Origin of the sequence: Rhizobium sp. Leaf262 (assembly GCF_001422245.1) — a bacterium.
Classification (GTDB): Bacteria; Pseudomonadota; Alphaproteobacteria; order Rhizobiales; family Rhizobiaceae; genus Agrobacterium.
Genome location: NZ_LMMM01000015.1, coordinates 7501 through 30651, shown reverse-complemented (window position 1 = coordinate 30651; position 23151 = coordinate 7501). Strand labels below are relative to the sequence as shown.

General features: G+C 59.4%; 17 protein-coding genes (1 of these 17 only partly in view). 3 read left to right on the top strand and 14 right to left on the bottom strand.

Features of this window, described 5'->3' with window-relative positions:
- Positions 1-77 precede the first annotated feature (77 nt).
- The 13 genes from ASF29_RS12785 to ASF29_RS12725 form a co-directional block, all read right to left on the bottom strand.
- On the bottom strand, positions 78-1466 hold the full coding sequence (locus tag ASF29_RS12785; protein ID WP_062451066.1) for a M20 family metallopeptidase: 1389 nt from the start codon (positions 1464-1466) through the stop codon (positions 78-80).
- Positions 1463-2860 carry an MmgE/PrpD family protein gene (locus tag ASF29_RS12780; protein WP_156462662.1) on the bottom strand — a complete coding sequence of 466 codons (1398 nt, stop codon included), beginning with the start codon at positions 2858-2860 and terminating at the stop codon, positions 1463-1465. The genes ASF29_RS12785 and ASF29_RS12780 overlap by 4 nt, the downstream gene beginning before the upstream one ends.
- A 13-nt stretch (positions 2861-2873) precedes the next feature.
- Positions 2874-4286 carry a Na+/H+ antiporter NhaC family protein gene (locus tag ASF29_RS12775; RefSeq protein WP_062451065.1) on the bottom strand — a complete coding sequence of 471 codons (1413 nt, stop codon included), beginning with the start codon at positions 4284-4286 and terminating at the stop codon, positions 2874-2876.
- Positions 4287-4399: 113 nt separating this feature from the next.
- Positions 4400-5293 (bottom strand): LysR family transcriptional regulator, encoded by an 894-nt coding sequence (locus tag ASF29_RS12770; RefSeq protein WP_062451064.1) that lies wholly within the window; start codon positions 5291-5293, stop codon positions 4400-4402.
- Between the two features lie 121 nt (positions 5294-5414).
- Positions 5415-6191 carry an amino acid ABC transporter ATP-binding protein gene (locus ASF29_RS12765; RefSeq protein WP_062451063.1) on the bottom strand — a complete coding sequence of 259 codons (777 nt, stop codon included), beginning with the start codon at positions 6189-6191 and terminating at the stop codon, positions 5415-5417.
- Between the two features lie 46 nt (positions 6192-6237).
- A complete protein-coding gene (locus ASF29_RS12760; RefSeq protein WP_062451062.1) occupies positions 6238-6927 on the bottom strand; it encodes an ABC transporter permease subunit in 690 nt (229 codons plus the stop codon).
- A complete protein-coding gene (locus ASF29_RS12755) occupies positions 6924-7688 on the bottom strand; it encodes an amino acid ABC transporter permease (protein WP_062451061.1) in 765 nt (254 codons plus the stop codon). The genes ASF29_RS12760 and ASF29_RS12755 overlap by 4 nt, the downstream gene beginning before the upstream one ends.
- A 53-nt stretch (positions 7689-7741) precedes the next feature.
- Positions 7742-8635, bottom strand: coding sequence for an amino acid ABC transporter substrate-binding protein (locus ASF29_RS12750; RefSeq protein ID WP_062451060.1), 894 nt, complete (start codon positions 8633-8635; stop codon positions 7742-7744).
- 104 nt (positions 8636-8739) lie between these two features.
- Complete coding sequence (locus ASF29_RS12745) at positions 8740-9621, bottom strand: LysR family transcriptional regulator (protein WP_062451059.1); 882 nt, start codon at positions 9619-9621, stop codon at positions 8740-8742.
- Position 9622: 1 nt separating this feature from the next.
- Entirely contained in the window at positions 9623-10279 is a 657-nt protein-coding gene (locus tag ASF29_RS12740) for an amino acid racemase (protein ID WP_244473550.1), read from the bottom strand.
- A gap of 285 nt (positions 10280-10564) precedes the next feature.
- Entirely contained in the window at positions 10565-11287 is a 723-nt protein-coding gene (locus tag ASF29_RS12735) for a L,D-transpeptidase (RefSeq protein ID WP_244473549.1), read from the bottom strand.
- A gap of 82 nt (positions 11288-11369) precedes the next feature.
- A complete protein-coding gene (locus ASF29_RS12730; RefSeq protein ID WP_062451057.1) occupies positions 11370-12083 on the bottom strand; it encodes an amino acid racemase in 714 nt (237 codons plus the stop codon).
- A gap of 91 nt (positions 12084-12174) precedes the next feature.
- Positions 12175-13056 carry a LysR family transcriptional regulator gene (locus ASF29_RS12725; protein ID WP_062451056.1) on the bottom strand — a complete coding sequence of 294 codons (882 nt, stop codon included), beginning with the start codon at positions 13054-13056 and terminating at the stop codon, positions 12175-12177.
- A 245-nt stretch (positions 13057-13301) separates the two neighbouring features.
- Between ASF29_RS12725 and aspA the strand changes: the two genes are divergently transcribed.
- The 3 genes from aspA to clpB all read left to right on the top strand — a co-directional run bounded on the left by aspA (position 13302) and on the right by clpB (position 21530).
- Positions 13302-14720 (top strand): aspartate ammonia-lyase, encoded by a 1419-nt coding sequence (gene aspA / locus ASF29_RS12720; protein ID WP_062451055.1) that lies wholly within the window; start codon positions 13302-13304, stop codon positions 14718-14720.
- A 50-nt stretch (positions 14721-14770) separates the two neighbouring features.
- The gene (locus ASF29_RS12715) at positions 14771-16105 is read left to right on the top strand and encodes a dicarboxylate/amino acid:cation symporter (protein ID WP_062451054.1); all 1335 of its coding nucleotides are present in this window, start codon (positions 14771-14773) and stop codon (positions 16103-16105) included.
- Positions 16106-18911: 2806 nt separating this feature from the next.
- Positions 18912-21530 (top strand): ATP-dependent chaperone ClpB, encoded by a 2619-nt coding sequence (clpB, locus tag ASF29_RS12705; protein WP_062451052.1) that lies wholly within the window; start codon positions 18912-18914, stop codon positions 21528-21530.
- Positions 21531-21639: 109 nt separating this feature from the next.
- Here clpB and ASF29_RS12700 read toward each other — a convergent pair whose 3' ends face one another.
- Positions 21640-23151: the 3' portion of a M23 family metallopeptidase gene (locus tag ASF29_RS12700; protein ID WP_062451051.1), read on the bottom strand. 426 nt of this gene lie beyond the right edge of the window; only the last 1512 of its 1938 coding nucleotides appear in the window; the start codon falls outside the window, past its right edge; the stop codon is at positions 21640-21642.

Genomic DNA, 23151 nt, shown 5'->3' with positions numbered 1-23151 from the left:
TAAAACAAATGCGGTATCCGAAGGCTATCATCGGATACCGTCTCTTCAATCTCTGAGAACACCCCAGGGGTCAGTTGCTAGCGCGCCGTCTTCAGCGCCTCCGGGAAATCCCAGAACAGGGATGCCATCATTCTCATTCCCTGATGCGCAATCGATTTGGGAAGATGCTCGTCTATACCGTGCTGTTTGCAGCCGGGGTAACTGTGCGGAATCCAGATCGTTGGCAGGCCGAGAATGGTTGCGAAAGCATCGTTCGGCACGGTGCCGCCGATGTTGGGATTGACGGCTGGTTTCGAACCCAGCGCTTCGGAAAGCGATTGAACCGCCCACTCCACCCACGGGTCCGCCGGGTCGAGCCGCGTTGCCGGCCCGCCGCGGATCAATGTTACCTCGACGTCGCGATAACCATTGTCGTCCAGATGGCGGCGTATCGCTGGAACCACGTCGTTCCAATCGGTTCCCACCACGAAGCGCAACTGGCAATGGGCGCGTGCGACAGGCGGCACCGCATTGACGGGCTTGTCCGCATTGCCCGCATCGAGCGTGATGACTTCGAAACTGTTCCAGCCCAGCAGCCGTTCGGCAGCCGAAAGTCCCGGCTCACCCCAGTCGGCGTCGAGTGGCCGCTTCATCGAGGCCTCGGAAATGTCGAGCGTTGCCAGAACGTCCCGCACGGACGGGGGAATGTCCTGCGGCACGAGATCGCGCAGTTTCAGCCGACCTCGCCCGTCGACAATCGATGAGATGGCGTTGACGAGAACCGAGGCCGGATTTTTGACGATGCCGCCCCAGTTGCCGGAATGCAGGAACTCTTTTCTGGCCGTGCATGTCAGTTCCATCAAAACCGAACCGCGAGAGCCGAGATAGATGGTCGGAACATCGAGACTGAGGCGTGGGCCATCGGAGGCGATGAGAACATCCACTTTCAGCATGTCCCTGTTGATGGCGCAGAATTCGCGCAGCCCCGGAGAGCTGCACTCTTCCCCCATCTCGAACAGGCATTTCACATTGAAGCCAAGCGTATCGCCCTTCTGCTCCAGAACACATTTGAGGGCCGCAAAGTTGACCGCGTGCTGTCCCTTATTGTCAGCCGTTCCGCGCCCGTACCAGCAGCCGTCTTTCTCGGTCAGGGTCCACGGGTCCAGCCCGTCCGACCACGAACCGTCCATGCCTTCGACAACGTCGCCGTGGGCATAAATGAGCATCGTCGGCAGGCTTTCGTCCTCGATGCGTTCGGCAAAGAGGAAATCCGGGCCACCTTCCTTCGGGTTCGGCATGCGGCGGCAGGTGAAACCCATGGCCGATAATTCTGGCTCGATGATCTCGCGCAGATAGCGGTCCAGCTCCCCTCTGGCTGATATGTCCTGACTGACCGTCCTGTAACGCACACGGTCGCGCAGATCGCTTTCGAACGCGCCTGAGAGAAAATACCGGTCAACGGCTTCGAATGCCGACGTCTTGGTCACTGCATGCCACTCCGTAGAATATCCGTGATCGCGCGAATGTTGCTCGTCGCCGAAATGGATTTCATCGCCGCAAGAAGGTCTGCGGTTCTTGTTTTTCCAAGCACTGGCAAACAGCAGTCTTCGACTTTCTGGTCACGTTCGGCCTGCGTGAAGGGGTCCTGGATCAGGCCTTTGGCAAAGGCGCGGGATTGCTCCAGGGTCCGTCCATCCTTGAGTGTTATGGTGACGACGTGCGGCGGGCGGATGTCGGGGTCCTTCGGTTCTTCCTCGAAGGTTCTGGCCCGCATCGTCGTCAGCGACAAGAGGGCGCGAACCTCCGGGCGTGCAACCGCCTGTGGCGTGAAATCCTGCAAGGTCACCTTTCCCTGTAAAAGAATGAGCGCAACATTGTAGTGGAGGGAGAAGCGGGCTTGAAACTCGTCCTGCGGATCGTCGTATCGCAGGTTCTTCTTGTTGCTGGACCCGACGAGCACATTGATTGCGGCAATGTCCTCCGGTGCAAAACCGTACTGGCTTTGCAGGTCGAGAATACAGTCCAGCGAATTATGTGCCGAGCCGCAGCAGGCATGCCTTTTGGGTGCTACACCAAATTCCAGCATCGCCAGGGGATTGTCCAGCTTGCGAAGAGGCTCGGCCCAGCCGCGCGGGTCGGGGCCGCCGTAAAGCGGGAGAAATCCTTGCGGGTCTTCCAGAACATCGGGGTTGCCCTGAAGCCCGGCCTGCGCGAGCCGGGCCGCCGTCACGGCATTTGACGCACTCATTCCGCATTGAAAGGATTTCGCCTCGGTGCCGAACTGCGCCTTGTTGCCGGACGCCATGCTCGTTGCAATGCTCATGGCTGCGATGGTTTCTTCCACGCCCAGCTTCAGCAGGCGGGCGCAGGCGCCCGCCGTTCCAATGCAGCCGATCGTGGCCGTGGGGTGCCATCCGGCGAAATAGTGGGACCGGTTGACCCCCCGTCCCAGCAGCGCGTGCAGTTCCAGCCCCACCGAATAGGCGTCGATGATGTCCTCCCCGGATGCACCGATTTCATCGCCCAGTGCAAGAAGCGCAGGCACGATAACGGCGGAGGCATGGGTCAGTGCGGGATAGAAATTATCGTCGATTTCAAGAACATGCGCGGCAGTGCCATTGATCATGGCCGCTGCCGGAGCATTCAGCTGGTCGTGAAGCCCCACGACCGTCGCCTGTCCGTTCCCCCAGGATTTCGCGGCGGTGCGGACTTTGAGGGTAACGGGGTCGACCGACCCCGCCACGATGCAGACCATCGTGTCTGCAAATGCATGCTCGACGCGCTCGATGACGGCCTCGGGCCATTGGTTCGATCTTTCCGCGACCCATGATCCGAGATGGTTGAGCAGAGGCAGATCACTGCTTTTCAGTGATATGGTCATAGAGCGCGCTCCTTTAGACGACGAAGTAGAGCAGGATTGCATAGACGATCGTGGCTGGGATCAGCAGCATCCAGCCGCTGAGCAGCATGTATTTGAGCTTGTCGTAACGGGCCATGCCCATGCACGTCACCATGTTGGGGTTGGGGAAGGGGCCATAGGTATCGCCCTTGGATGAGAAGATCAGCACGATGATCCAGGCGGCTGTGCTGATGCCGACCTGGGCCGCCATGCCGCCGAAGATGTTGTCCACGAGGACGACCACGGCCGCAGAAGCGCCCGGCACGCCTGCAAGTCCGATCAATGCCACGACCAGCGCAAAGGAATATTTCGAGAACGAGGTGAGATCGGCGCTCAGATTGGTGGCCATGGCTTTCAGCGGACCCAGTTCGTCGAGAACGTTGAACAGCGTGGACAGCAGCCAGAACAGAAGGAACAGGTGAATGACGGCACCGGCACCGCGATAGAACTGCTTGAGGGTTTCGGTCGGCGCATTGCGACCGACCGTGCCGGTGAGGAATGCCAGCAGAGGAAGTGCGATCATCGGAACGGATACGCCGCCGCCGCTGTGAAGGGCATAGGAAACCGTTATGACGAGACCGATGAGGAAGGTCGCGGTCGCCTGCTTGCTGGCCTTGTAGGACACGGCCTCTTCAGGCGTTTCGACCGGTGGGTAGAAATCATTTTCCTGTGCGGCTTTTTTCTGCAGCACGAGGCAAATGGGAAAGCCGAGCACGAAAGAAATGATGAACAGCGGGCCTGCGCCATAGGTGACGTAGTCCAGATAGCTCACCTTCGCAGCGACCATGATCGCGATGTTGGATCCGGCGAAGGGTGCAAGTGCCAGTCCGGCACATCCGCCGTAAAGAAAGGCAACGGCAGTCGCACGGCGCGTGATGCCGAAGCGGCTTGCCAGCGGAATGAGGATGGGTGCTGCAATGGCAAGCGCGCCACCGATCGTGCCCAGCATGAAGATGACGAGCGCGGCAGCAAACATGATGCCCAGAATGACGAAGCTTTTCGAGCGCTGGCCGATGACGCTCAACACGCCGTTGACGACGTTGCTGGCAACGCCGGTCGCGCGCAGAACTTCGCCCAATCCGGCTCCCAGCACCGAGATCATGCCGATCTGGGTGACGTTTTCGCTGAGTGCGGAGCCCAGCATCTTGCCGACGGCTGCCGGTTGAGGCTGGAGGATTGCGAATGCTGCAACAAGCGCGACCGCCGTGGCCAGAACGATATCGAGCCCCCAGACGCATAGTGCCGCATAGAGCAGGATCGGAACGAGCCCCCAGACGCTGGCCGCCATTCCGTTCAGCCCGACGAAGACGCAGGTGGCGATACTGATGATGATGACGAGCAGCATGGCTGCCCCGTCGAAAGTGATATGTCCGCCCGAATGCGGATTGAGATTGCTGTCAGCCGCCATGAGAAATTCCCCTCTCTTATGTGGAAGCGCGCCGTATTTTTCCGGCTGAGCCAACGATAGGAAGTTTTTTCGGGGATGAAAAATATAATTAACTCAAGGCTGGCATCTAATTATTAGATGTCGGTCAGCTCGGTGCGCAAGGTCTCCACCAGTCGCAGAACACTCTTGGGAAGCTCGCGCCCGGTCATGGCCTGAATGTGGAAGAAGCGTTTGCCGGGATGTTTCGATGCCAGCCGCACGGCGCGCAGTTCCCCGCGCGCGATGGATGAGCTGACCGTCACCCGGCTGAAAAACGATATCGCGCCGTGCATTCTGCAATAGTTCTGAATGGCGCTCACATTGTTTGTCGTCAGGCTCGGCTCCAGCGTAACGCCTTCGGCCAGCGCGCACATGTCGACGGTCAGGCGATTGGTGCTCCCCTTCGACATCAGCGCCACCGGATATTTTTGAACCGCCTGAAACGTCACCTCTTTTTCGTGCGCCAGTTCGTGCGTGGCGGACATCACGGCATAGAGCGGCGCGCTGCTTTGATGAAGAATGTCGACCCCTTTGGGCCTCGACATGTCGTGCGTTATGCCGATGTCCTCTTTGCCCTCACGCACGCGCTCGTTGATGATCTCGGATTGAAAGATGGACAGATGAAACACGAGCGAGGGATCGTGTGATTGCATCCTCGCGATGATGTTGGGCATCAGTTCGGTCCCGAAGGCCTGATTGGTCGCAACGCGAATGGTTCGTTGCCCTGCCGTCGACAGTTCCAGAATATCCGCACGCGTGCGTTCGGAATCCAGAATGACGCGCCTGCCATATTCGGCCAGCAGCGTCCCCGCCTCGCTGGGCACGATGCCTCTGGGCCGGCGCTCGATCAGGGTAACGCCATGTTCTTCCTCGAGTTTTCTGATCATCCGGCTCACCGCAGACGGCGCGACGTGAAGTCTCTGCGCTGCCTCGGCGATGGTTCCGCTGTCGACAGCCTCGAGGAAGTAACGCAAGGCAGTGCTAATCATGGTTGCTCATCGACCGTCGGCTGCATGGAGTGAAATGACGGGGCAATGTAGCCGGGTTATCGATGCAGGTCCATCGAGGCGCTCTTCTCAGTGGCGCAAAACACCTCGATGTCACAGCCGTTCAGTGCAGGATTTTGCCGAGGAAGTCCTTGGCGCGCTCGCTCTTCGGATTTGCGAAGAAGCTGTCGGGCGTGCCGACTTCGATGATCGTTCCCTTGTCCATGAAGACGACGTGATCGGCGACTTCCTTGGCAAACCCCATCTCGTGGGTCACGCACAGCATGGTCATGCCGTCGCCCGCCAGTTCCACCATCGTGTCCAGAACCTCCTTGACCATCTCGGGGTCGAGCGCGGATGTCGGTTCGTCGAACAGCATGATCTTGGGCTGCATGCACAGGGCGCGTGCAATGGCCACGCGCTGCTGCTGCCCGCCGGAGAGTTGACCGGGATATTTGTTCGCCTGATCGGGAATCTTGACCTTTTTCAGGAAATACATGGCCCGCTCGGTCGCCTCGGCCTTGGAGATTCCGCTCGCCTGAATGGGGGCCAGCATGCAGTTCTCGAGAATCGAGAGATGGGGAAACAGGTTGAAGTTCTGGAACACCATGCCGACTTCGCGGCGAATGGCGTGGATGTTGCGCATCTTGCCGTCCAGCTCGACACCGTCGACGACGATCCGCCCGCCATCGTGTTCCTCGATGCGGTTGATGCAGCGGATCAGCGTCGATTTACCGGACCCCGACGGCCCGCAAATCACGATCTTTTCGCCGCGTTGAACGGTCAGGTTGACGGAGTTCAGCGCCGTGAAATGTCCGTAGCGTTTCTCCAGGCCTTCGATTCTGATGATCTCGTTGGGGCCTGATGCACTCTCGGTTTTAATCTGCTCATTGGTCAGCATGATGAGTATCTTTCGCTAAATCGGGAAGGGATGACGCCACGCGGGCTCATCGCGCCTTGATTGCGGTTCGCGCTTTCAGGAAAGCGACCAGTTGGGATGCAGCCAGACAAATCAGGAGATAGATGACGGCAATCGTGACATAGAGTTCCACGAGGCGTCCGCTGATCTGTCCGAGTTTGGAGGCAGCGCCGAGCAGGTCCGTCAATGACAGCACGTAGACCAGCGACGTGTCCTGAAACAGGATGATCGTCTGACTGAGAATGATGGGTGCCACCGCCCGGAAGACCTGCGGAAGAATGATGAAGCGATAGATCTTCCAGGTCGGGATCGAGAGGGCGTCGGCGGCTTCATACTGGCCACGCGGCAGTGATCTGAGCCCCACCCGAATGATCTCAGCGTAATAGGCGGCCTCGAACATGCCGAAGGTGATGAAGGCGGTATAGGTCGCCCCGATCGGAACGGGTCGGCCCGATCCGTTCAGGAAGCCGATGAGGATCGGAACCAGAAAGAAGAACCAGAACAGCACCAGAATGAGGGGGATGGAGCGCATCAGGGTGATGTACCCCTTTGCGAACTGCCGAAGCACCGGAATTTCCAGATGCTGCGCCAGGGCAAGGGCCGTTCCCAGCACCATGCCGATGACGAATGCGACCACGGTCAACGCAAGCGAGAATTTAAGGCCTTCCCAGAGATAGGGAATGGCAGGCACTATGGTGGAAAAATCGATCTCGTTCATGCCTGTGCTCCTGCTCGTTTGAAGAAGCTGAACTTCTTGCGCTGAGTGGCGCTCCTCATGCCGGGTATCGTCAGCTTGCGATCGATCGTCGCCATGATCTGATAGGCGAGAAGCGCAAGCAGCAGATAGATGACGGTCGCGGCGGTGAAGGCGGCAAAGGTCTGGAAGGTCGCCTCGCTGATGGCGCGCGCCTGTGCGGTCAGTTCCAGCAGCCCGATGGTCAGGGCAACGGATGTGTTCTTGTAAATGCCCATGACTTCACTGGTGAGGCTGGGGATGATCAGCCGCAAAGCCTGGGGCACGATGACGTAGCGATAGGTCTTGAACGTCGTCATGCCCAGCGCCGAAGAGGCTTCGATCTGGCCGCGCGGCAGGGCTTCGATACCGGCTTTGACCTGTTCTGCAACGCGTGCGGAGGTGTAAAGGCTCAGGCACAGCAGAGCGGGCCAGAAAGCACCCCATGGCGGCGGCATCTGCTTGATGGCATCGCCCAGCGCCTGCGGCACGATTTCCGGCATGACGAAGTACCAGAGAAACATCTGGACCAGCAGCGGAACGTTGCGAAACAGTTCGACATATGTGCGCGCAAGGCTCGACAGCAATCTGGACGGAAGCGTTCTGCCCACGCCGACGACAACGCCGAGAGCAAATGCGATCCACCAGCCGAAAAAGGCCAGAAGCAGGGTCCAGCCGAGGCCGGTTATGAGCCATTGAATGTACAGCTGGCCGTCTGGCGCAGGCTGAAAGAGAATATCAAACATGACTTACTCCACAAATCGGGCCGCGCCTATGAAGGTCGCGGCCCTGCGGTTGATCACAGAGCGTCACTGGGTTTGGCGACGCGAGCCTTCAACGCTTCGCTCATCGGAAACTCGAGGTTTTCGTTGCGCGGAGGAATGGGTGTCATGAACCACTTCTTGTAGATTTTCTCGAACTCGCCAGACGCCATCTTCTTCGACAGGGTTTCGTCGACGACGGCCTTGAATTCGGTATCACCCTTGGTGAACATCAAAGCATAGGGAATGTTGCCGAAACCGCCGGGAACGATGGTGAATGCGGACGGATTGCCCGAAGACGCCCGGAAACCGGCAAGAAGAATGTCGTCTTCAAGAAAGGCAACGGCGCGGCCCGTGTTCAGTGTCAGGAAGGATTCCGCATGGTCCTTCGCCTGAATGAGCGAAAGGTTGAGGTTGTCCTTGGCGTTGAGGCCCTGGGCGAAACCGACTGCGTTCGACCCTTGTGTCACCACGACAGTCTTTCCCGAAAGATCCTTCGCGCCGGTGATCTTGGCGGCGGTCTTCACCAGCCAGCTTGGCTGAACCATGAAGGTCGAAACGCTGAAGGACACCTGTTCCACACGCTGGGCCGTTACCGCCGTGCTGCCGCATTCCAGATCGACCGTGCCGCTTTGAATGAGCGGGATACGGTTGGAGGAATTGACGGGGGTGTAGTTGACCGTCAGGTCGGGCAGGTTGAGCTTCGTCTTGATCGCCGCAACGACATCGGCACAAAGATCGAGTGAAAAACCGATCGGCTTCTGATCCGCTCCGAGATAGGAGAACGGAATGGATGCTTCGCGATAGCCGAGCGTGATTGCGCCTGCGGATTTGATGCGGTCGAGCGTGGCGCTTTCGGCATGGGCGATGACCGGCAAGGACGACGCGGTTGCGGCGACGAAGGCGGCGGCGAGAATTCTATTGATTTTCATTTGGTTTCCCTCTGGTTCAAGTGTTGATGATGCCGGAAATTTTTATGGCTTCGGTCGTGTCCGGACGCGCCGAAGTATGTTGACTGCTGAACTATCGGCAGCGGTCAGTTATCGATAGCCGCCCATAATCGGTTGAGCGCCCGCGATACGTTGTTGCGATCGCGGTATGCGACGATCGACAGGGTTACGGCCCATTTGTCGTCGTCGAGCACGACGAGACTGTCACCGGCTTTCCGTGCGGTACAATCCGGCAGCCAGGCCACGCCTGCGCCCGTCAGAACCAATTCCCGCAACACGTCCGCCATGTCGCTTTTGAAAACCGGCGTGCCGAAGAAGGGCTGTGCCGAGGTTTCTATGGCAAGATCCACCATTCGGCCCAGATAGGTGCCATGGGAATAGCCGAGCAGAGGCAGCGGTGCTGCCGCCGTTCCCGGAAAGGAGAAGGTTTCGGCCACATGCTGGGCCGCATAGGGTCTGAGTTTTTCCGTTCCCAGTTCCACCCGCTCATAGACATCCGGGTCCAGATGGATTGGCTGCTGGGCATGGTGGAAGCACACCAACATGTCCACTTCGCCCGCAACGAGCGACGTTACGGTGTCGTGCACGTTGCCCGGCACCAGCTGGCAACTCAGCGCGCGTCCTTCGGACCAGTCCGACCACCAGCCGGGCAGGCGTCCTGTCGCCAGTGCGTGCGGCAGCGCCAGACGAACCTGATCGCGACGGGTGACCGGCTCCTTGCCAAGCTCGGTGCGTGTGTCGAGAAGGCTGCGCAGGATCACGGCGGCCTGATCGCGGAAACGCTCGCCTTCGATGGTCAGGCGTGTGGGAAACACGCTTCTGTCGATCAGGGCGACGCCCAGCCAGGATTCCAGAGACTGTATGCGGCGGCTGAAGGCGGCCTGCGATGCGTTACGCTCGCTCGCAGCCCGGGTGAAATTGCCCGTTTCCGCCACCGCCAGAAAGTCTTGCAGCCACCGTATGTCCATGTCAGCCAACCATCGCTAGAGGAGCAGTTCCGATGGAGGCCTTGACGCAGGCGCGCGCCAGAGCCTCGGTCGCGTCGGCAATGACAGGTCCTCCGGCAAAATCTCCAAGCACGACCGGCAGTTCGGTGCAGGCCAGCAGCAGGCAGTCGGCGCCGATGGCCGTCAGCTTGTCCGCCGCCTCGACCGCCTGGCTGCGCGCCACGGTCAGCTTGCCAGCCTTGACCGATGCGATGGCCCTGTCGATCAGCCGCTGGGTGTCTTCATCGGGAATGATGACGCGGTCTGTCGCCTTCAGCAAACGCTCGGAATAGATGCCAGCTGCAATCGTGCCTCTCGTCGCCATGACGGCAATCGAACCGACGCGTCCCTGCGTATCGATCAGATGTTGGACGACCGCGTCGGCGATATGCAGGATTTCGGCCCGGCAGCCCTTCTGCAGTCTTTCGTACCAATAGTGCGCGGTATTGCAGGGGATCGCAATAAAGTCGACGCCTGCCGCATCCAGCAAACGAATACCCGAGAGCATCGGAAGAAAAGGATCGTCCTTTCCTGCTTCGATTGCAGTCGATCTGTCTGGAATTTGCGGTACGTCATGTACAATCAGCGGTACATGGTCTTGATCGAAATTGGCGGGCGTCAAAGAAATAACCTTCGACATGAAATCTACAGTTGCCGCAGGCCCCATTCCTCCAAGTAAACCTATAAGACTCTTCTGGCGCACGGTAATGACCTTCCAGGCAGTGAGATATTACTGCATGAACGATGGCACAACGTTAATTGCATGGCCAATGCAAATTTTGCATCGGTCTTGCAAAATGTGGAGGCAAGGGCGCTCTCGGGCGTCAAGAAATTGAAAAAGAACGAGAAACTTTTTTGTCTTTGACGGTCGTTTCCCGGCGCGGGGTGCTGGCTGCGATGCGCAGCGCAGCCCCCGTTGCAGAAATCACAGCACGACGATGCGTGCGCCGATCTTTACGCGCTCATAAAGATCGAGAATGTCCTGATTGAGAAGACGGATGCAGCCAGCCGAAACGGACTTGCCGATCGATGACGGATCGTTGGTGCCATGCACCCGGTAATAGGTGTCCTGCCCGTTCTTCTGCATGTAGAGCGCACGAGCACCTAAAGGATTGGTCGGTCCACCATCGACGCCATCGCGATATTTTTCGTAATGCTCGGGGCTTCTGCGTACCATATCCGGTGTCGGAATCCATCTCGGCCAGGTCTGTTTGCGGTCAATGATGGCATCGCCTTCCTGAAAGCCCTTGGCCGCTGAACCAACGCCGATTGCGTAGCGAACCGCCCTGTCGTCGGGAAGGATGAAATAGAGGAAATGCGCCTTCTGATCGACGATGATCGTGCCGGGCTTTTCGGTCGTTGCATAATCGACGACTTGCCGGACGTGGCTTGGCTTTATCTTGCGCGTATCTCTGGCCACGATGCGGAAGCCGTTATCCACGATCTCGCGATACATGTATTCCGGGCTGTCGGTTATCGGCGCATAGGCAAGCGAAACGGGCTCGGGACTGGGGTAGGTCGCGGTTTTCTCAGGCTTCGTTTGAAGGGCGGGTTTTTCCGTTTGCGAGGTTGTGCACCCGGCACCGGCCAAAAGACACATCATCAGGACGGAGCGGGCGAGGAGAGAGGGAGGCAGGCAGGCTTTCAATGTTTGGCTTTCTTGTTTTCAACAGTCGACGGAGGGGAGGTCTCCGTCGTTTCATCGAGTGGCGTCGCCACCCGCAGTCGGGTCACGCAGACAGGAGGATGGGGGTCGCGTGACGGTCGTAGGCGTTGATGCACGCCAGGGCGAGGGCCTCGGTCGGATCGACCAGGAAGGGGGCAAGAGCCGGGGCGGGATGAAGGAGAGCGAGCGGGATTTCCGTGCAGGCCATGGCAACGGCAGCGCAGCCGCGCTCGACCAGACGTTCGGCCTGTCGTTCCAGAATTCCGGTTGCTGTTGGAATGTCGCCAGCTTTCACATGGCGGATCGCGGCCATGACCTCCGCCTGGCCATCCCTATCCGGAGAAAGGCAGTGAATGCCGCGCAGTTCCAGCCGTTTCTGGTATATCTCCGCCTGTATCGTGCCATCCGTCGCCAGAATGCCGACCGTCGATCCCTGTCGGCTCGACGGAGGCAGGGCCTCTGCGAAGGCATCGACCACATGGATGATGGGGACCGAGACTTCCTTTTGCAGGGCATCGTACCAGAAGTGCGCGGTGTTGCAGGGAATGGCGATGAGAGTTGCACCGGCCTCGACAAGGTCGTGGGCTGCCTTTCTCATCAGCGGGAAGGGGTCTTCGCCCTGTTCGAGAATAGCGCGAGTTCTATCGGGAATCTTGGTCGCCACGGAGACGATCATCTCGATATGATCCTGATCGTAGGATGCGGGTGTGTTCCTGATGACCTTGGTCATAAAGTCGACGGTAGCGAGCGGGCCCATGCCGCCGAGAATACCAAGCATATCGAATCTCCGGGTTGTTCCGCAGACATGCTCGCTCGGCATGTGCAATTCCAATGCTAATTCGGAAGCATCTATTCGCGATTCGAATAGTTTACGGCGTGAACTCAATCTTGGAGGCTGCGGTCCATACGGTCTCGACGACCTGGCGCATGCGGCGTGCGTTTCTGTAGAGCCGGATTTCCAGCGGAATGGCCGGCCCGACGATGTCGAGAACACCGTCGGAGAGCTCGCGCGAGATGATGCTTTTGGGAAGCCAGGCAAGCCCGTGTCCCTCGACAGCCATGGCTTTCAGCGCCTCTGCCATGGCGTTTTCGTTGGTGTGGGCAATATATGTCTGCGGCGCACCGGGCTGCGACGATGCAAACATCGCCACACGTCCCAGAAAGGAATTCGGCGCATAGCTCAGCAGCGGGTTCGACGCTTTGTCCGACACCCGGTAACGCGCCGCCAGAATAGGCACCAGCTCGTCATGGCCAACGATGATGTGCGGGTAGTGGGTGCTGTCCAGCGGCACCGTGACGCTGGTGTGGTGATAGGTCAGCAGGAAGTCATAGGTGCCTTCCACCAGCGCCTGTATGCAATTGTGGAAATCATCGGGAAGCAGCCGGCTGCCGACAAAGCCTGTCTGTTCCTCCACAAGGTGGAACCATCGGGGGAAAAACTGCAGCGACAGGCTGTGCAACGCGGCGATAGAGATGACCTGCGTGCCGGGCCGCGACTTCGCCTGCAGCGCAGCGCGCGATGTCTGCAGCATTCTGACGGTTTCCTCCGCCGTTTCGAGAAACTGCAGGCCCGCATCGGTCAGGGTGGTCGGGTAGGTGCTTCTGTCGATGAGCTGGACGTCCAGCCACTGTTCCAGCGCCTTGACGCGTCGGCTGAACGCCGATTGCGTCACGTTCCGCTCCGAGGCGGAGCGTGAAAAACTACGCGTTCTTGCAAGGCTCAGGAAATCTTCCAGCCACTTCAGTTCCATCTGTTCCTACCCTGCGCGGTGCCCTGTCGCCAGACGGGCGATTGCGTTCCACCAATGGAAAATTCTGGCGTAAATAAGACCGCCCCGCGGCCCGCCGCAAAAGCCGTTGCGCCACATAACTATTCCGAACCTGCATAGGTCTGTCCGACTAAGCATTGGACTGGCGGGGCAGAAAGCGTGAGGAGTCCCCGCCAATCACGCCGGAATGCTGCGTGTCACGACCAGTTTGCACATGGGAGGAACAGATGCAATTTTCACAAACGCGTAGCGAACACGACCTTCTCGGCGATCGCGATGTGCCTGCGGATGCCTATTACGGCATCCATACCCTGCGGGCGATCGAGAATTTCCGCATTACCGGAATACCGATTTCGACCTACCCATCTTTGATCCAGGCACTGGCCGCCGTCAAGGAGGCGGCTGCCTTGGCGAATATGGAGCTGGGGCTTCTCGACGCTGTGCGGGGCGAGGCGATCGTTGCGGCCTGCAGGGAGGTTCGCCAGGGTCTGCTCAACGAACACTTCCCGATCGACGTCATTCAGGGTGGCGCCGGTACCTCCACCAACATGAATGCCAACGAGGTCATCGCCAACAGGGCGCTGGAGCTTCTGGGCCACGGTCGCGGCGATTACACGCGTCTGCACCCCAACGAACACGTCAATATGAGCCAGAGCACCAATGACGTTTACCCGACGGCCCTGAAGATCGCCTCCTACAGCAGCATTCTCGATCTCATCGACGCCATGGATGTGCTGCGCAACACCTTCGAGCGCAAGGCGGTCGAATTTGCCGATGTGCTGAAGATGGGCCGCACCCAGTTGCAGGATGCCGTTCCGATGACGCTGGGTCAGGAATTCAGAACCTATGCCGTCATGATCGAGGAGGATCAGAACCGGTTGCGTGAGGCAGGCCGTCTGGTCAACGAAATCAATCTGGGCGGCACGGCCATCGGCACCGGCATCGCCTCGCATCCCGATTACGCCGTGGTCGTCTGCAGACATTTGAAGGCAATCACGGGGCTTCCTCTGGAAACCGCTGCGGATCTGGTGGAGGCAACACAGGATTGCGGCGCATTCGTGCATCTGTCCGGTGTCCTCAAGCGCGTCGCCGTCAAGATATCCAAGGTCTGCAACGACTTGCGCCTTCTTTCCAGCGGCCCGCGCGCAGGCTTCAACGAAATCAATCTGCCCCCGGTACAGGCCGGATCGTCCATCATGCCGGGCAAGATCAATCCGGTCATTCCCGAAGTGGTCAATCAGGTCGCCTTCGAGGTGATCGGCAATGATGTGGCCATCACCTTTGCTGCCGAGGGTGGGCAGCTTCAGTTGAACGCCTTCGAGCCGCTCATCGCCCACAGCCTTTTCAAGAGCATCACCCATCTCACGCAGGCGTTTCTGACGCTCGAAAACCGTTGCGTGACCCACATCACCGCAAACCGGGACAGAACGCGAGCCGATGTCGAGAACTCGATTGGCCTCGTCACCGCGCTCAACCCCTATATCGGTTATGCGGCAGCAACGGCTGTTGCCGTGGAAGCGCATTCGACGGGCAGGGGCGTCGTCGAACTGGTTCTTGAAAAAGGCCTGCTTTCCAGAGAAAAGCTCGCCGAGATATTGAACCCCGAAATGCTGACGAGGCCTCAAGCTTTTGCGGCGGCATCCTGACGCTCGAACACCCGTTCGAACGAGGCCTAATCTGACAGGAGGATAAGACCATGGCTGCGCACACTGCGGTTGCGACTGAAAACAAGATCAACAAGCTGACGAGAGCGATCATCATCGGTCTCGTGCTTGGAATAGGTGTGGGCTACGCCTGCAACATGCTGGCCGCCGATCAGGCGATGCTCAAGGAAATTGCGGGGTATTTCTCCCTTCTCACCGATATCTTCATGAAGATGATCAAGATGATCATCGCGCCGCTGGTGTTTGCGACGATCGTGTCGGGCATTGCCAGCCTGGGCTCCGAAAGCGGCGTCGTGGGCCGCATGGCCGTCCGCTCGATGGGCTGGTTCGTCACCGCCTCTCTGGTGTCTCTCGGGCTGGGAATGCTGTTTGCCAACCTGTTTTCCCCCGGCAGCGGCCTTGCCCAGGCGCTTCCGGCAGCGGACGCCCAGACGAACCTTCAGACCACCAGCCTCAACCTGAAGGATTTCATCGGCCACATCTTCCCCACCAGCGCCGTCCAGGCGATGGCGACGAACGAAATCCTGCAGATTCTGGTGTTTTCGGTCTTCTTCGGCTTCGCGCTGAGCCAGCTGCGCTCGACCCACGCAAAGACGATCGCCACCTGCATCGATGAACTCGTTCACGTCATTCTCAAGATCACCGATTATGTCATGCGGTTTGCACCCATTGCAGTCTTTGCGGCAATCGCTGCCGTCGTCACCGTGCAGGGTTTCGGCGTTCTGATCACCTACGGAAAATTCATCGCCTCCTTCTATCTGGCCCTGGTCGTTCTCTGGGCGGTCCTGATCGGTGCCGGTGCCCTAGTGCTCGGCCGGCCGGTGCTGGACCTTCTGAAGCTGTTGCGCCCGGCCATGCTGCTTGCATTTTCCACCGCCAGCAGCGAGGCCGCCTATCCCAAGATGATCGAGCAGTTGAAGACCTTCGGCGTCCAGCCCCGCGTGTCCGGCTTCGTGCTGCCGCTCGGCTATTCCTTCAATCTCGATGGCTCCATGATGTATCAGGCCTTTGCGGCCCTGTTCATCGCACAGGCCTACGGCATCGAAATGGATTTGTGGCAGCAGATCACCATGCTGTTGACGATGATGATCACCAGCAAGGGTGTCGCAGGCGTTCCCCGCGCCTCCCTCGTCGTCGTCGCCGCCACGATCCCCATGTTCAACCTCCCCGCCGCCGGCCTGCTGCTCATCATGGGCATAGATCAGTTCCTCGACATGGGACGGACCATGACCAACGTGCTGGGCAACGGAATAGCAACGGCAGTCGTTGCGAAATGGGAAGGACAACTGACGCCCACAACAGCGCAGGACGAGGACGATTTGCTGGAAACGCCCGTTCCCTACGCCGGGAAAACCATGTCGGCTTGATCAGCTCAGGCGAGCGAAATCGTCGAGGTCGTCTTCCAACACCTGTACAGATCAACGGCATCTCTGCCGTTGATCGCACGATAGCGACGGCCACATTTCCCGCTCAGGCGCGACTTCGTCTGCCGTCACCACGGAGATGGAAATACGGGGGCCTGATTATCAGGCCCGTTAATGCATTGATTATCTTTGGAAAAAGTGGTGTCCACGAGAGGATTCGAACCTCCGACCCCAGGATTCATACCACTTCGACTTTCGCCGCCGCCCCGTCCGTAAGGATCGGCGCGTTCGTGGTCTGGACTGTCCCTTCACCATGGGCATGAAGCCGTTAGGTGCCGCCCGTCCAGTCTCTACACACTTCCCCGGATTTCTCCGGGGCTTGGCTCGGGATTGGCATGCTGGAAGTCCAGCGAAGCGTTCCCCGACTTTGAGCGGCTTGATTGCATAGGTTTCCCAGTGCAACCCCCAATTAAAAGGAATCCTGTGCTCTATCCTGCTGAGCTACGTGGACATCAATGCGCTGTCGCGGGCCGTTCTTAGCCGATATCGTGTGCGACATCAACCGACCAGACGCCAAATTCGCTGCTTTGAAATGCCGGAATGGATGAGTTTTCGCGGAACGATAGCGTCTGCGTCGGCGTGAAGAAATCGGGCTTGTGAGGGATGGTCGGGATTGACTGGATAAAAGAGCGGCATCGCTCGACGCCCCTGAATTTTTCAGCGAATGCCGAGGGTGCCCCGTGCCCGCCTCAATGAACAAAGCCAGCCGCTAACCCCCCTCTGCCTTGCCAGGCATCTCCCCCTCAAGGGGGGAGATCGGCCAGCCGCGCTTTCGTCGCTCCATCTTCGACGTCCAAGATGGCCGGGAGCCAACCACGAGTCGATCTCCCCACCTGAGGGGGAGATGGCCGGCAGGCCAGAGGGGGGTAAGCCCCACCCTCAGGTCTTACGATACGGACGCCACACTGCGCGGATGAAAATACTTCCCAACCAAATCAATCCCTTACTCGAAACCCCGCAAAAAACACCAAAATTCCCCCTGCAACTTTCTCAATGGCGCGCGAATCACCCGCACACTGGTCCCGTTCCGCCCTCGGATACACCGCAAGGCGTTGCGGCGAGGCGGGACCGGCGCTGGGGTTGGGAGGGTGACGCAAACCTNCCGTAGAAGATGTTGTCGCCGAGGATAAGGCAGGAGGGATGAGGGCCAAAATGGCGCGCGAATCACCCGCACACTGGTCCCGTTCCGCCCTCGGATACACCGCAAGGCGTTGCGGCGAGGCGGGACCGGCGCTGGGGTTGGGAGGGTGACGCAAACCTCTCAACCTCGGGGTCGGGCAGGGATCTCCCCGGTGGGACGGGAGAAAGGCGGCGGCGGTTTCGGACCGGCTGTCGTTGCCTTTCCAATGTCCGGACCGGCCCGGCATGTCTCCGCCCCAAAACACCGTTTCGGGTTTTGCGGGTGAGGTCATGGCGGTCCGGTTCGCCCACCACCGGGTGTACCGACAGCTCATCGTCCTCTGGTCGAACGCGACCATGGGGATTGAAGCGAAAGTCAGGCGGTACACAGGAACACGCTGCATCTGCCCCGCACCGTTGTGAAACGGCGCGGACGGATCGCAAGGGAAACCGCAGCCATCTGCGACCATGGGGATTGAAGCGAAAGTCAGGCGGTACACAGGAACACGCTGCATCTGCCCCGCACCGTTGTGAAACGGCGCGGACGGATCGCAAGGGAAACCGCAGCCATGTGCGCTGTGGAWCGCCCTTGCGGAGAACGGATCGATGGCTGCGGGCGCTTCGTCAGAATGAGCGTCCGCATCCTCGAAGGCAGATGTGGCCGAACTGGCAGGGCGATGAACTGGCAACGGGCCATCGCCACCCGGAGGGGTAAGGGTCGGACCTTGAACATGTCCGACCGTTCCAACGGCAAGGCCCCCTTGCCCTCCCGGGTTCTGCCAGCCATGGCAAGAGGATCGCTGTTTGGCCAAAAGAGCTGAACGGGGCGCTGCGAGGTGCCATTCTTAGACTACCCAACGAGGCAACTTACAGCGCCCCGTCCGAATACCCATGGCCGCGAATGGAATCAATTGCTCAGGCAACGGTCTGAGCTCGTGTCGNGGATCGCTGTTTGGCCAAAAGAGCTGAACGGGGCGCTGCGAGGTGCCATTCTTAGACTACCCAACGAGGCAACTTACAGCGCCCCGTCCGAATACCCATGGCCGCGAATGGCGGTGGGAACTGATTGAAGGTCATACCACGGGCAGGTGCTGCCGCGTGAACGGCGAAGCTTGGCTGAGCGGTGGCCGGGGTTTTTGACAGGACAAATAGGATGCCAAGTGCGAAAGCGTGGCCGTTTTCAGCTTGGGATGCAGAGTGCAACAGAGCAACCCTCATCCTGAGGTGCGCAGGCGCAGCCGTAGCCTCGAAGGACGAGGGTTGCGGGCTTGAGGCAGGAGTGCGTGGCGGATGCTTCTAGGGTCGCTTCGCTCCCACCTCAGCATGAGAGCGGCGGTGTGGTAGCCGGGAGCCTATCGAGAGGTCAGTGTATGCCGCTCGCCCCCTCTGATCTCCCCACTCCAAAAAATCGTCACACCCCCATCACCCACCTCTTTAAATAGGCAAAATCCCATACCATATCAAGCCCATCAGAGCGGATTGCGAGGCCAGGGGCCGAACGTCTGCTTGAGGCGATACGGGCAAATCCATCTGCCCGATATCGTAACGGGGTCTGCCGCTTCAGGGGGCCTCAACCCTAACATTCCAAACTGTGCCGACGACGGGCAGGGCGGTAAGAGGAGTTATAAGAATGAACATTGAGAAATATTCCGAGCGGGTTCGTGGTTTCCTGCAATCGGCGCAGACCTATGCGCTGGGCGAAAACCATCAGCAATTTGCAGCCGAACATGTCCTGAAGGTCCTGCTGGACGATGATCAGGGCATGGCAGCGGCGTTGATCGAACGGGCAGGTGGTAACGCCAAGGAAGCGCGTCTTGCCAATGATGCTGCACTGGCGCGTCTGCCCAAGGTTTCCGGCGGCAATGGCGGTCTGTCTTTGACCGGGCCTCTGGCCAAGGTGTTTTCAACCGCAGAAGACCTGTCGAAAAAGGCCGGAGACAGTTTCGTCACCGTCGAGCGGCTGTTGCAGGCGCTTGCCATCGAGACGTCCGCCTCCACCGCGTCCACCCTGAAAAAGGCTGGCGTTACCGCGCAGGCGCTCAATCAGGTCATCAACGATATCCGCAAGGGGCGCACAGCCGACAGTGCCAATGCCGAACAGGGATTTGACGCGCTGAAGAAATATGCCCGCGACCTGACGGAAGAGGCCCGCGAAGGCAGGCTCGATCCAGTGATCGGTCGTGACGAGGAAATTCGTCGCACGATCCAGGTCCTGTCACGCCGCACCAAGAACAATCCGGTCCTCATCGGTGAACCCGGCGTCGGTAAGACGGCGATTGCCGAAGGTCTGGCGCTGCGCATCATCAATGGCGATGTGCCCGAGAGCCTCAAGGACAAGAAGCTGATGGCACTCGATATGGGTGCGTTGATCGCCGGTGCGAAGTATCGCGGCGAGTTCGAGGAGCGCCTGAAGGCCGTGCTGAACGAAGTTCAGGCGGAAGCCGGTGGCATTATTCTGTTCATCGATGAGATGCACACGCTGGTCGGCGCGGGCAAGGCGGATGGCGCGATGGATGCGTCCAACCTGCTCAAGCCGGCTCTGGCACGCGGCGAGCTTCACTGCGTCGGTGCCACGACGCTGGACGAATATCGCAAGCATGTCGAGAAGGACCCGGCGCTTGCCCGCCGTTTCCAGCCGGTACTTGTCAGCGAGCCGACCGTCGAGGACACGATTTCCATCCTGCGTGGCCTCAAGGAAAAATACGAGCAGCACCACAAGGTCCGCATTTCGGATTCGGCTCTGGTGGCCTCCGCCATGCTGTCCAACCGTTACATCACCGACCGCTTCCTGCCGGATAAGGCCATCGACCTGATGGACGAGGCCGCATCGCGCCTGCGCATGCAGGTGGACAGCAAGCCCGAGGAGCTGGACGAGCTGGATCGTCGTATCATTCAGCTCAAGATCGAGCGTGAAGCGCTCAAGCAGGAGACCGATGCGTCGTCTGCCGATCGCCTCAGGAAACTCGAAGACGAGCTGACCGAAACGGAAGAAAAAGCCGATGCGCTGACGGCCCGCTGGCAGGCGGAAAAGCAGAAGCTCGGCCATGCCGCAGACCTGAAGAAGCAGTTGGACGATGCCCGCAACGAGTTGGCCACCGCACAGCGCAACGGCCAGTTCCAGCGTGCGGGTGAGTTGACCTATGGCATCATTCCCGGCCTTGAAAAGGAGCTTGCAGCCGCTGAAGAACGTGACAGCAGCGGTGCCGCTTCGATGGTGCAGGAGGTGGTTTCGGCAGACAACATCGCCCAGGTCGTTTCGCGTTGGACCGGCATTCCCGTCGACCGGATGCTGGAGGGCCAGCGTGAAAAGCTTCTGCGCATGGAAGACGATCTGGCCAAGTCCGTTGTCGGACAGGGCGAGGCGGTTCAGGCGGTTTCACGTGCGGTTCGCCGTTCGCGTGCCGGATTGCAGGACCCCAACCGCCCGATCGGCTCCTTCATCTTCCTTGGCCCGACGGGCGTGGGCAAGACCGAGCTGACCAAGGCACTGGCCCGCTTCCTCTTTGATGACGAGACCGCGATGGTCCGCCTCGACATGTCGGAATATATGGAGAAGCACTCCGTTGCCCGGCTGATCGGTGCGCCTCCGGGCTATGTCGGCTACGAGGAGGGCGGTGCCCTGACCGAAGCCGTTCGTCGCAGGCCGTATCAGGTCGTGCTGTTCGACGAGATCGAAAAGGCGCATCCGGATGTGTTCAACGTCCTGCTGCAGGTGCTGGATGATGGCCGTCTGACCGACGGGCAGGGCCGCACCGTCGATTTCAAGAACACGATCATCATCATGACCTCGAACCTCGGTTCCGAGTTCCTGACGCAGATGGGGGACAATGATGATGTCGGTTCGGTCCGTGAACTGGTTATGGAGCGGGTTCGCGGCCACTTCCGGCCGGAGTTCCTCAACCGTATCGATGACATCATTCTGTTCCATCGCCTGCACCGCAACGAGATGGGTGCGATCGTGGACATCCAGCTCCAGCGGCTGGTCTCGCTGCTCAGCGATCGCAAGATCGTTCTCGACCTCGACGAAGATGCCCGGATTTGGCTGGCCGACAAGGGTTACGACCCCGCCTATGGTGCCCGCCCGCTGAAGCGCATCATCCAGAAGAGCGTCCAGGACCGCCTGGCTGAAATGATCCTCGGCGGGGAAATTCCTGACGGCTCGCGCGTCAAGGTCACCTCGGGCACGGACCGGCTGCTGTTCAAGGTGAAGCCGCTGCGACCCGACGTCGAGACCGCCGACGCCGCGTAATGATCAGCGCAGCTTGATGAAAATGAAAAGGGCTCCCGATGTGGAGCCCTTTTTCAACGAATGAGATTGTCTGCGAAACGGTCGTCGTCTGCGAGGGAACAATCACGCGCTACCTGCTCGCCACCTGCTCGGGCTTGCCTTCGATGTTCAGCAATGTGTCGATACGACGTCGCTCATCGGAAAAGCGTGCCAGCGCCTCGCCTGAAAGCGACTTGCCGCCCGGCAGGCGCACCTTCATCGCATCGACCTTGGTGCCGTTGACGATCAGTTCGTAATGCAGGTGCGCGCCGGTAGACAATCCAGTCGAGCCCACATAGCCGATCACTTGGCCCTGCGTCACGCGTGCCCCCTCGGTCACGCCTTTGGCGATGGCATTCTGGTGATTGTAAGATGAGACATAGCCGTTCGCATGACGGATCAGCGTCTGGTTGCCGTAACCGGATGCCCATCCCGCCTTCTCCACGACACCATTGCCAGTCGCAATGATCGGCGTCCCGCGTGGGGCTGCCCAGTCCGTGCCGGTATGCATTCGGCTGAAACGCAGCACAGGGTGACGACGCATCCCGAAGCCGGATGTCATGCGCCCGTTTGGAACGGGATTGCGCAGCAGGAACTGCCGGATGCTCTTGCCCTGACCGTCGAAGTAATCGACGCTGCCGTCATCGGGGTTCTGGAAACGATAGAAGCGGGTTTCGTTGTCGCCGAATTTGGCATTCACATACAAAAGCTCTGACTGGTCGGTCGCCTTGCCATCCGGTCCTTCGACCGAGAAGAAGGCCTCCAGTGAATCCGTCGGCTTCAATTGCGCCTGAAAATCGACGCTGCTCGCCAGAAGTTTGACGAGTTGTGCGACCATCGTCTGGTTCATGCCATAGGTCAGGGCGGCGCGGTATACGCCGTCATAGACCCGCGGCAGATCGCGATTGGCGGTCAATGGTGCGTTGCTGCTATCAAAGGCCGTGGCGACAGCGTCGAGATGCGGAGGCTCGCTTGCCTTCACGAAGGTCTTGCTGTCATCGGTCGCAACGGTGACCACATGGCGTGCTTTGCGGTAAAGACTGGCGCGGACGATATCGCTCTTCTCGTCGCTCTGGAGAATACCGATCCGCAGAACATCGCCAGCCTGCACGTCGCCAGACCCATTTTCGCTGCTGAGTGCCAGCGCCGTCTGCTTGGCCTGTTCTTTGGAATAGCCGGCCCCGAACAGTGCCTCTTCCATCGTTTCAGCCTGACGCACCGGAATGACGTCGTCGGCATATTCCTGAACCTTGACCGTAGAGGCCTGCGGCGTGGAGACCGACATGTTCTGCTCCACCACACGCGCCGAAAGTCCCGCCGTCATATCCACGTCCTCGGTCGCTTCGAAACGACGTGGGTCGATATAATAAAGCGCCGACAGTTGCTCATTGCCATCGGTCAACATCGAACCGTTGGAGCGGACGGCCTCTTCAACTTCGTCGAAACTCATCGCACCGGCAAAAGCAAAAGGACTGTTCTTGGTCGGAAAGGCGACTGTCTTCAAGCTCACCTCGGACTCGACCTCTGAACCATAGATGGTTCCGGTCTTGCTAGCCGCTGGCGATGCGTCATCATTCGTGGCAAAAATATTCAGCGGATCGAA

Bases quoted from the DNA above. Each gene is read 5' to 3' on its own strand.
- ASF29_RS12760 (WP_062451062.1), bottom strand. From the start codon at position 6,927: ATGAACGAGATCGATTTTTCCACCATAGTGCCTGCCATTCCCTATCTC.
- clpB (WP_062451052.1), top strand. From the start codon at position 18,912: ATGAACATTGAGAAATATTCCGAGCGGGTTCGTGGTTTCCTGCAATCG.
- ASF29_RS12780 (WP_156462662.1), bottom strand. From the start codon at position 2,860: ATGACCATATCACTGAAAAGCAGTGATCTGCCTCTGCTCAACCATCTC.
- ASF29_RS12755 (WP_062451061.1), bottom strand. From the start codon at position 7,688: ATGTTTGATATTCTCTTTCAGCCTGCGCCAGACGGCCAGCTGTACATT.
- ASF29_RS12715 (WP_062451054.1), top strand. From the start codon at position 14,771: ATGGCTGCGCACACTGCGGTTGCGACTGAAAACAAGATCAACAAGCTG.
- ASF29_RS12750 (WP_062451060.1), bottom strand. From the start codon at position 8,635: ATGAAAATCAATAGAATTCTCGCCGCCGCCTTCGTCGCCGCAACCGCG.
- ASF29_RS12745 (WP_062451059.1), bottom strand. From the start codon at position 9,621: ATGGACATACGGTGGCTGCAAGACTTTCTGGCGGTGGCGGAAACGGGC.
- ASF29_RS12740 (WP_244473550.1), bottom strand. From the start codon at position 10,279: ATGTCGAAGGTTATTTCTTTGACGCCCGCCAATTTCGATCAAGACCAT.
- ASF29_RS12770 (WP_062451064.1), bottom strand. From the start codon at position 5,293: ATGATTAGCACTGCCTTGCGTTACTTCCTCGAGGCTGTCGACAGCGGA.
- ASF29_RS12775 (WP_062451065.1), bottom strand. From the start codon at position 4,286: ATGGCGGCTGACAGCAATCTCAATCCGCATTCGGGCGGACATATCACT.
- ASF29_RS12765 (WP_062451063.1), bottom strand. From the start codon at position 6,191: ATGCTGACCAATGAGCAGATTAAAACCGAGAGTGCATCAGGCCCCAAC.
- ASF29_RS12725 (WP_062451056.1), bottom strand. From the start codon at position 13,056: ATGGAACTGAAGTGGCTGGAAGATTTCCTGAGCCTTGCAAGAACGCGT.
- aspA (WP_062451055.1), top strand. From the start codon at position 13,302: ATGCAATTTTCACAAACGCGTAGCGAACACGACCTTCTCGGCGATCGC.
- ASF29_RS12730 (WP_062451057.1), bottom strand. From the start codon at position 12,083: ATGCTTGGTATTCTCGGCGGCATGGGCCCGCTCGCTACCGTCGACTTT.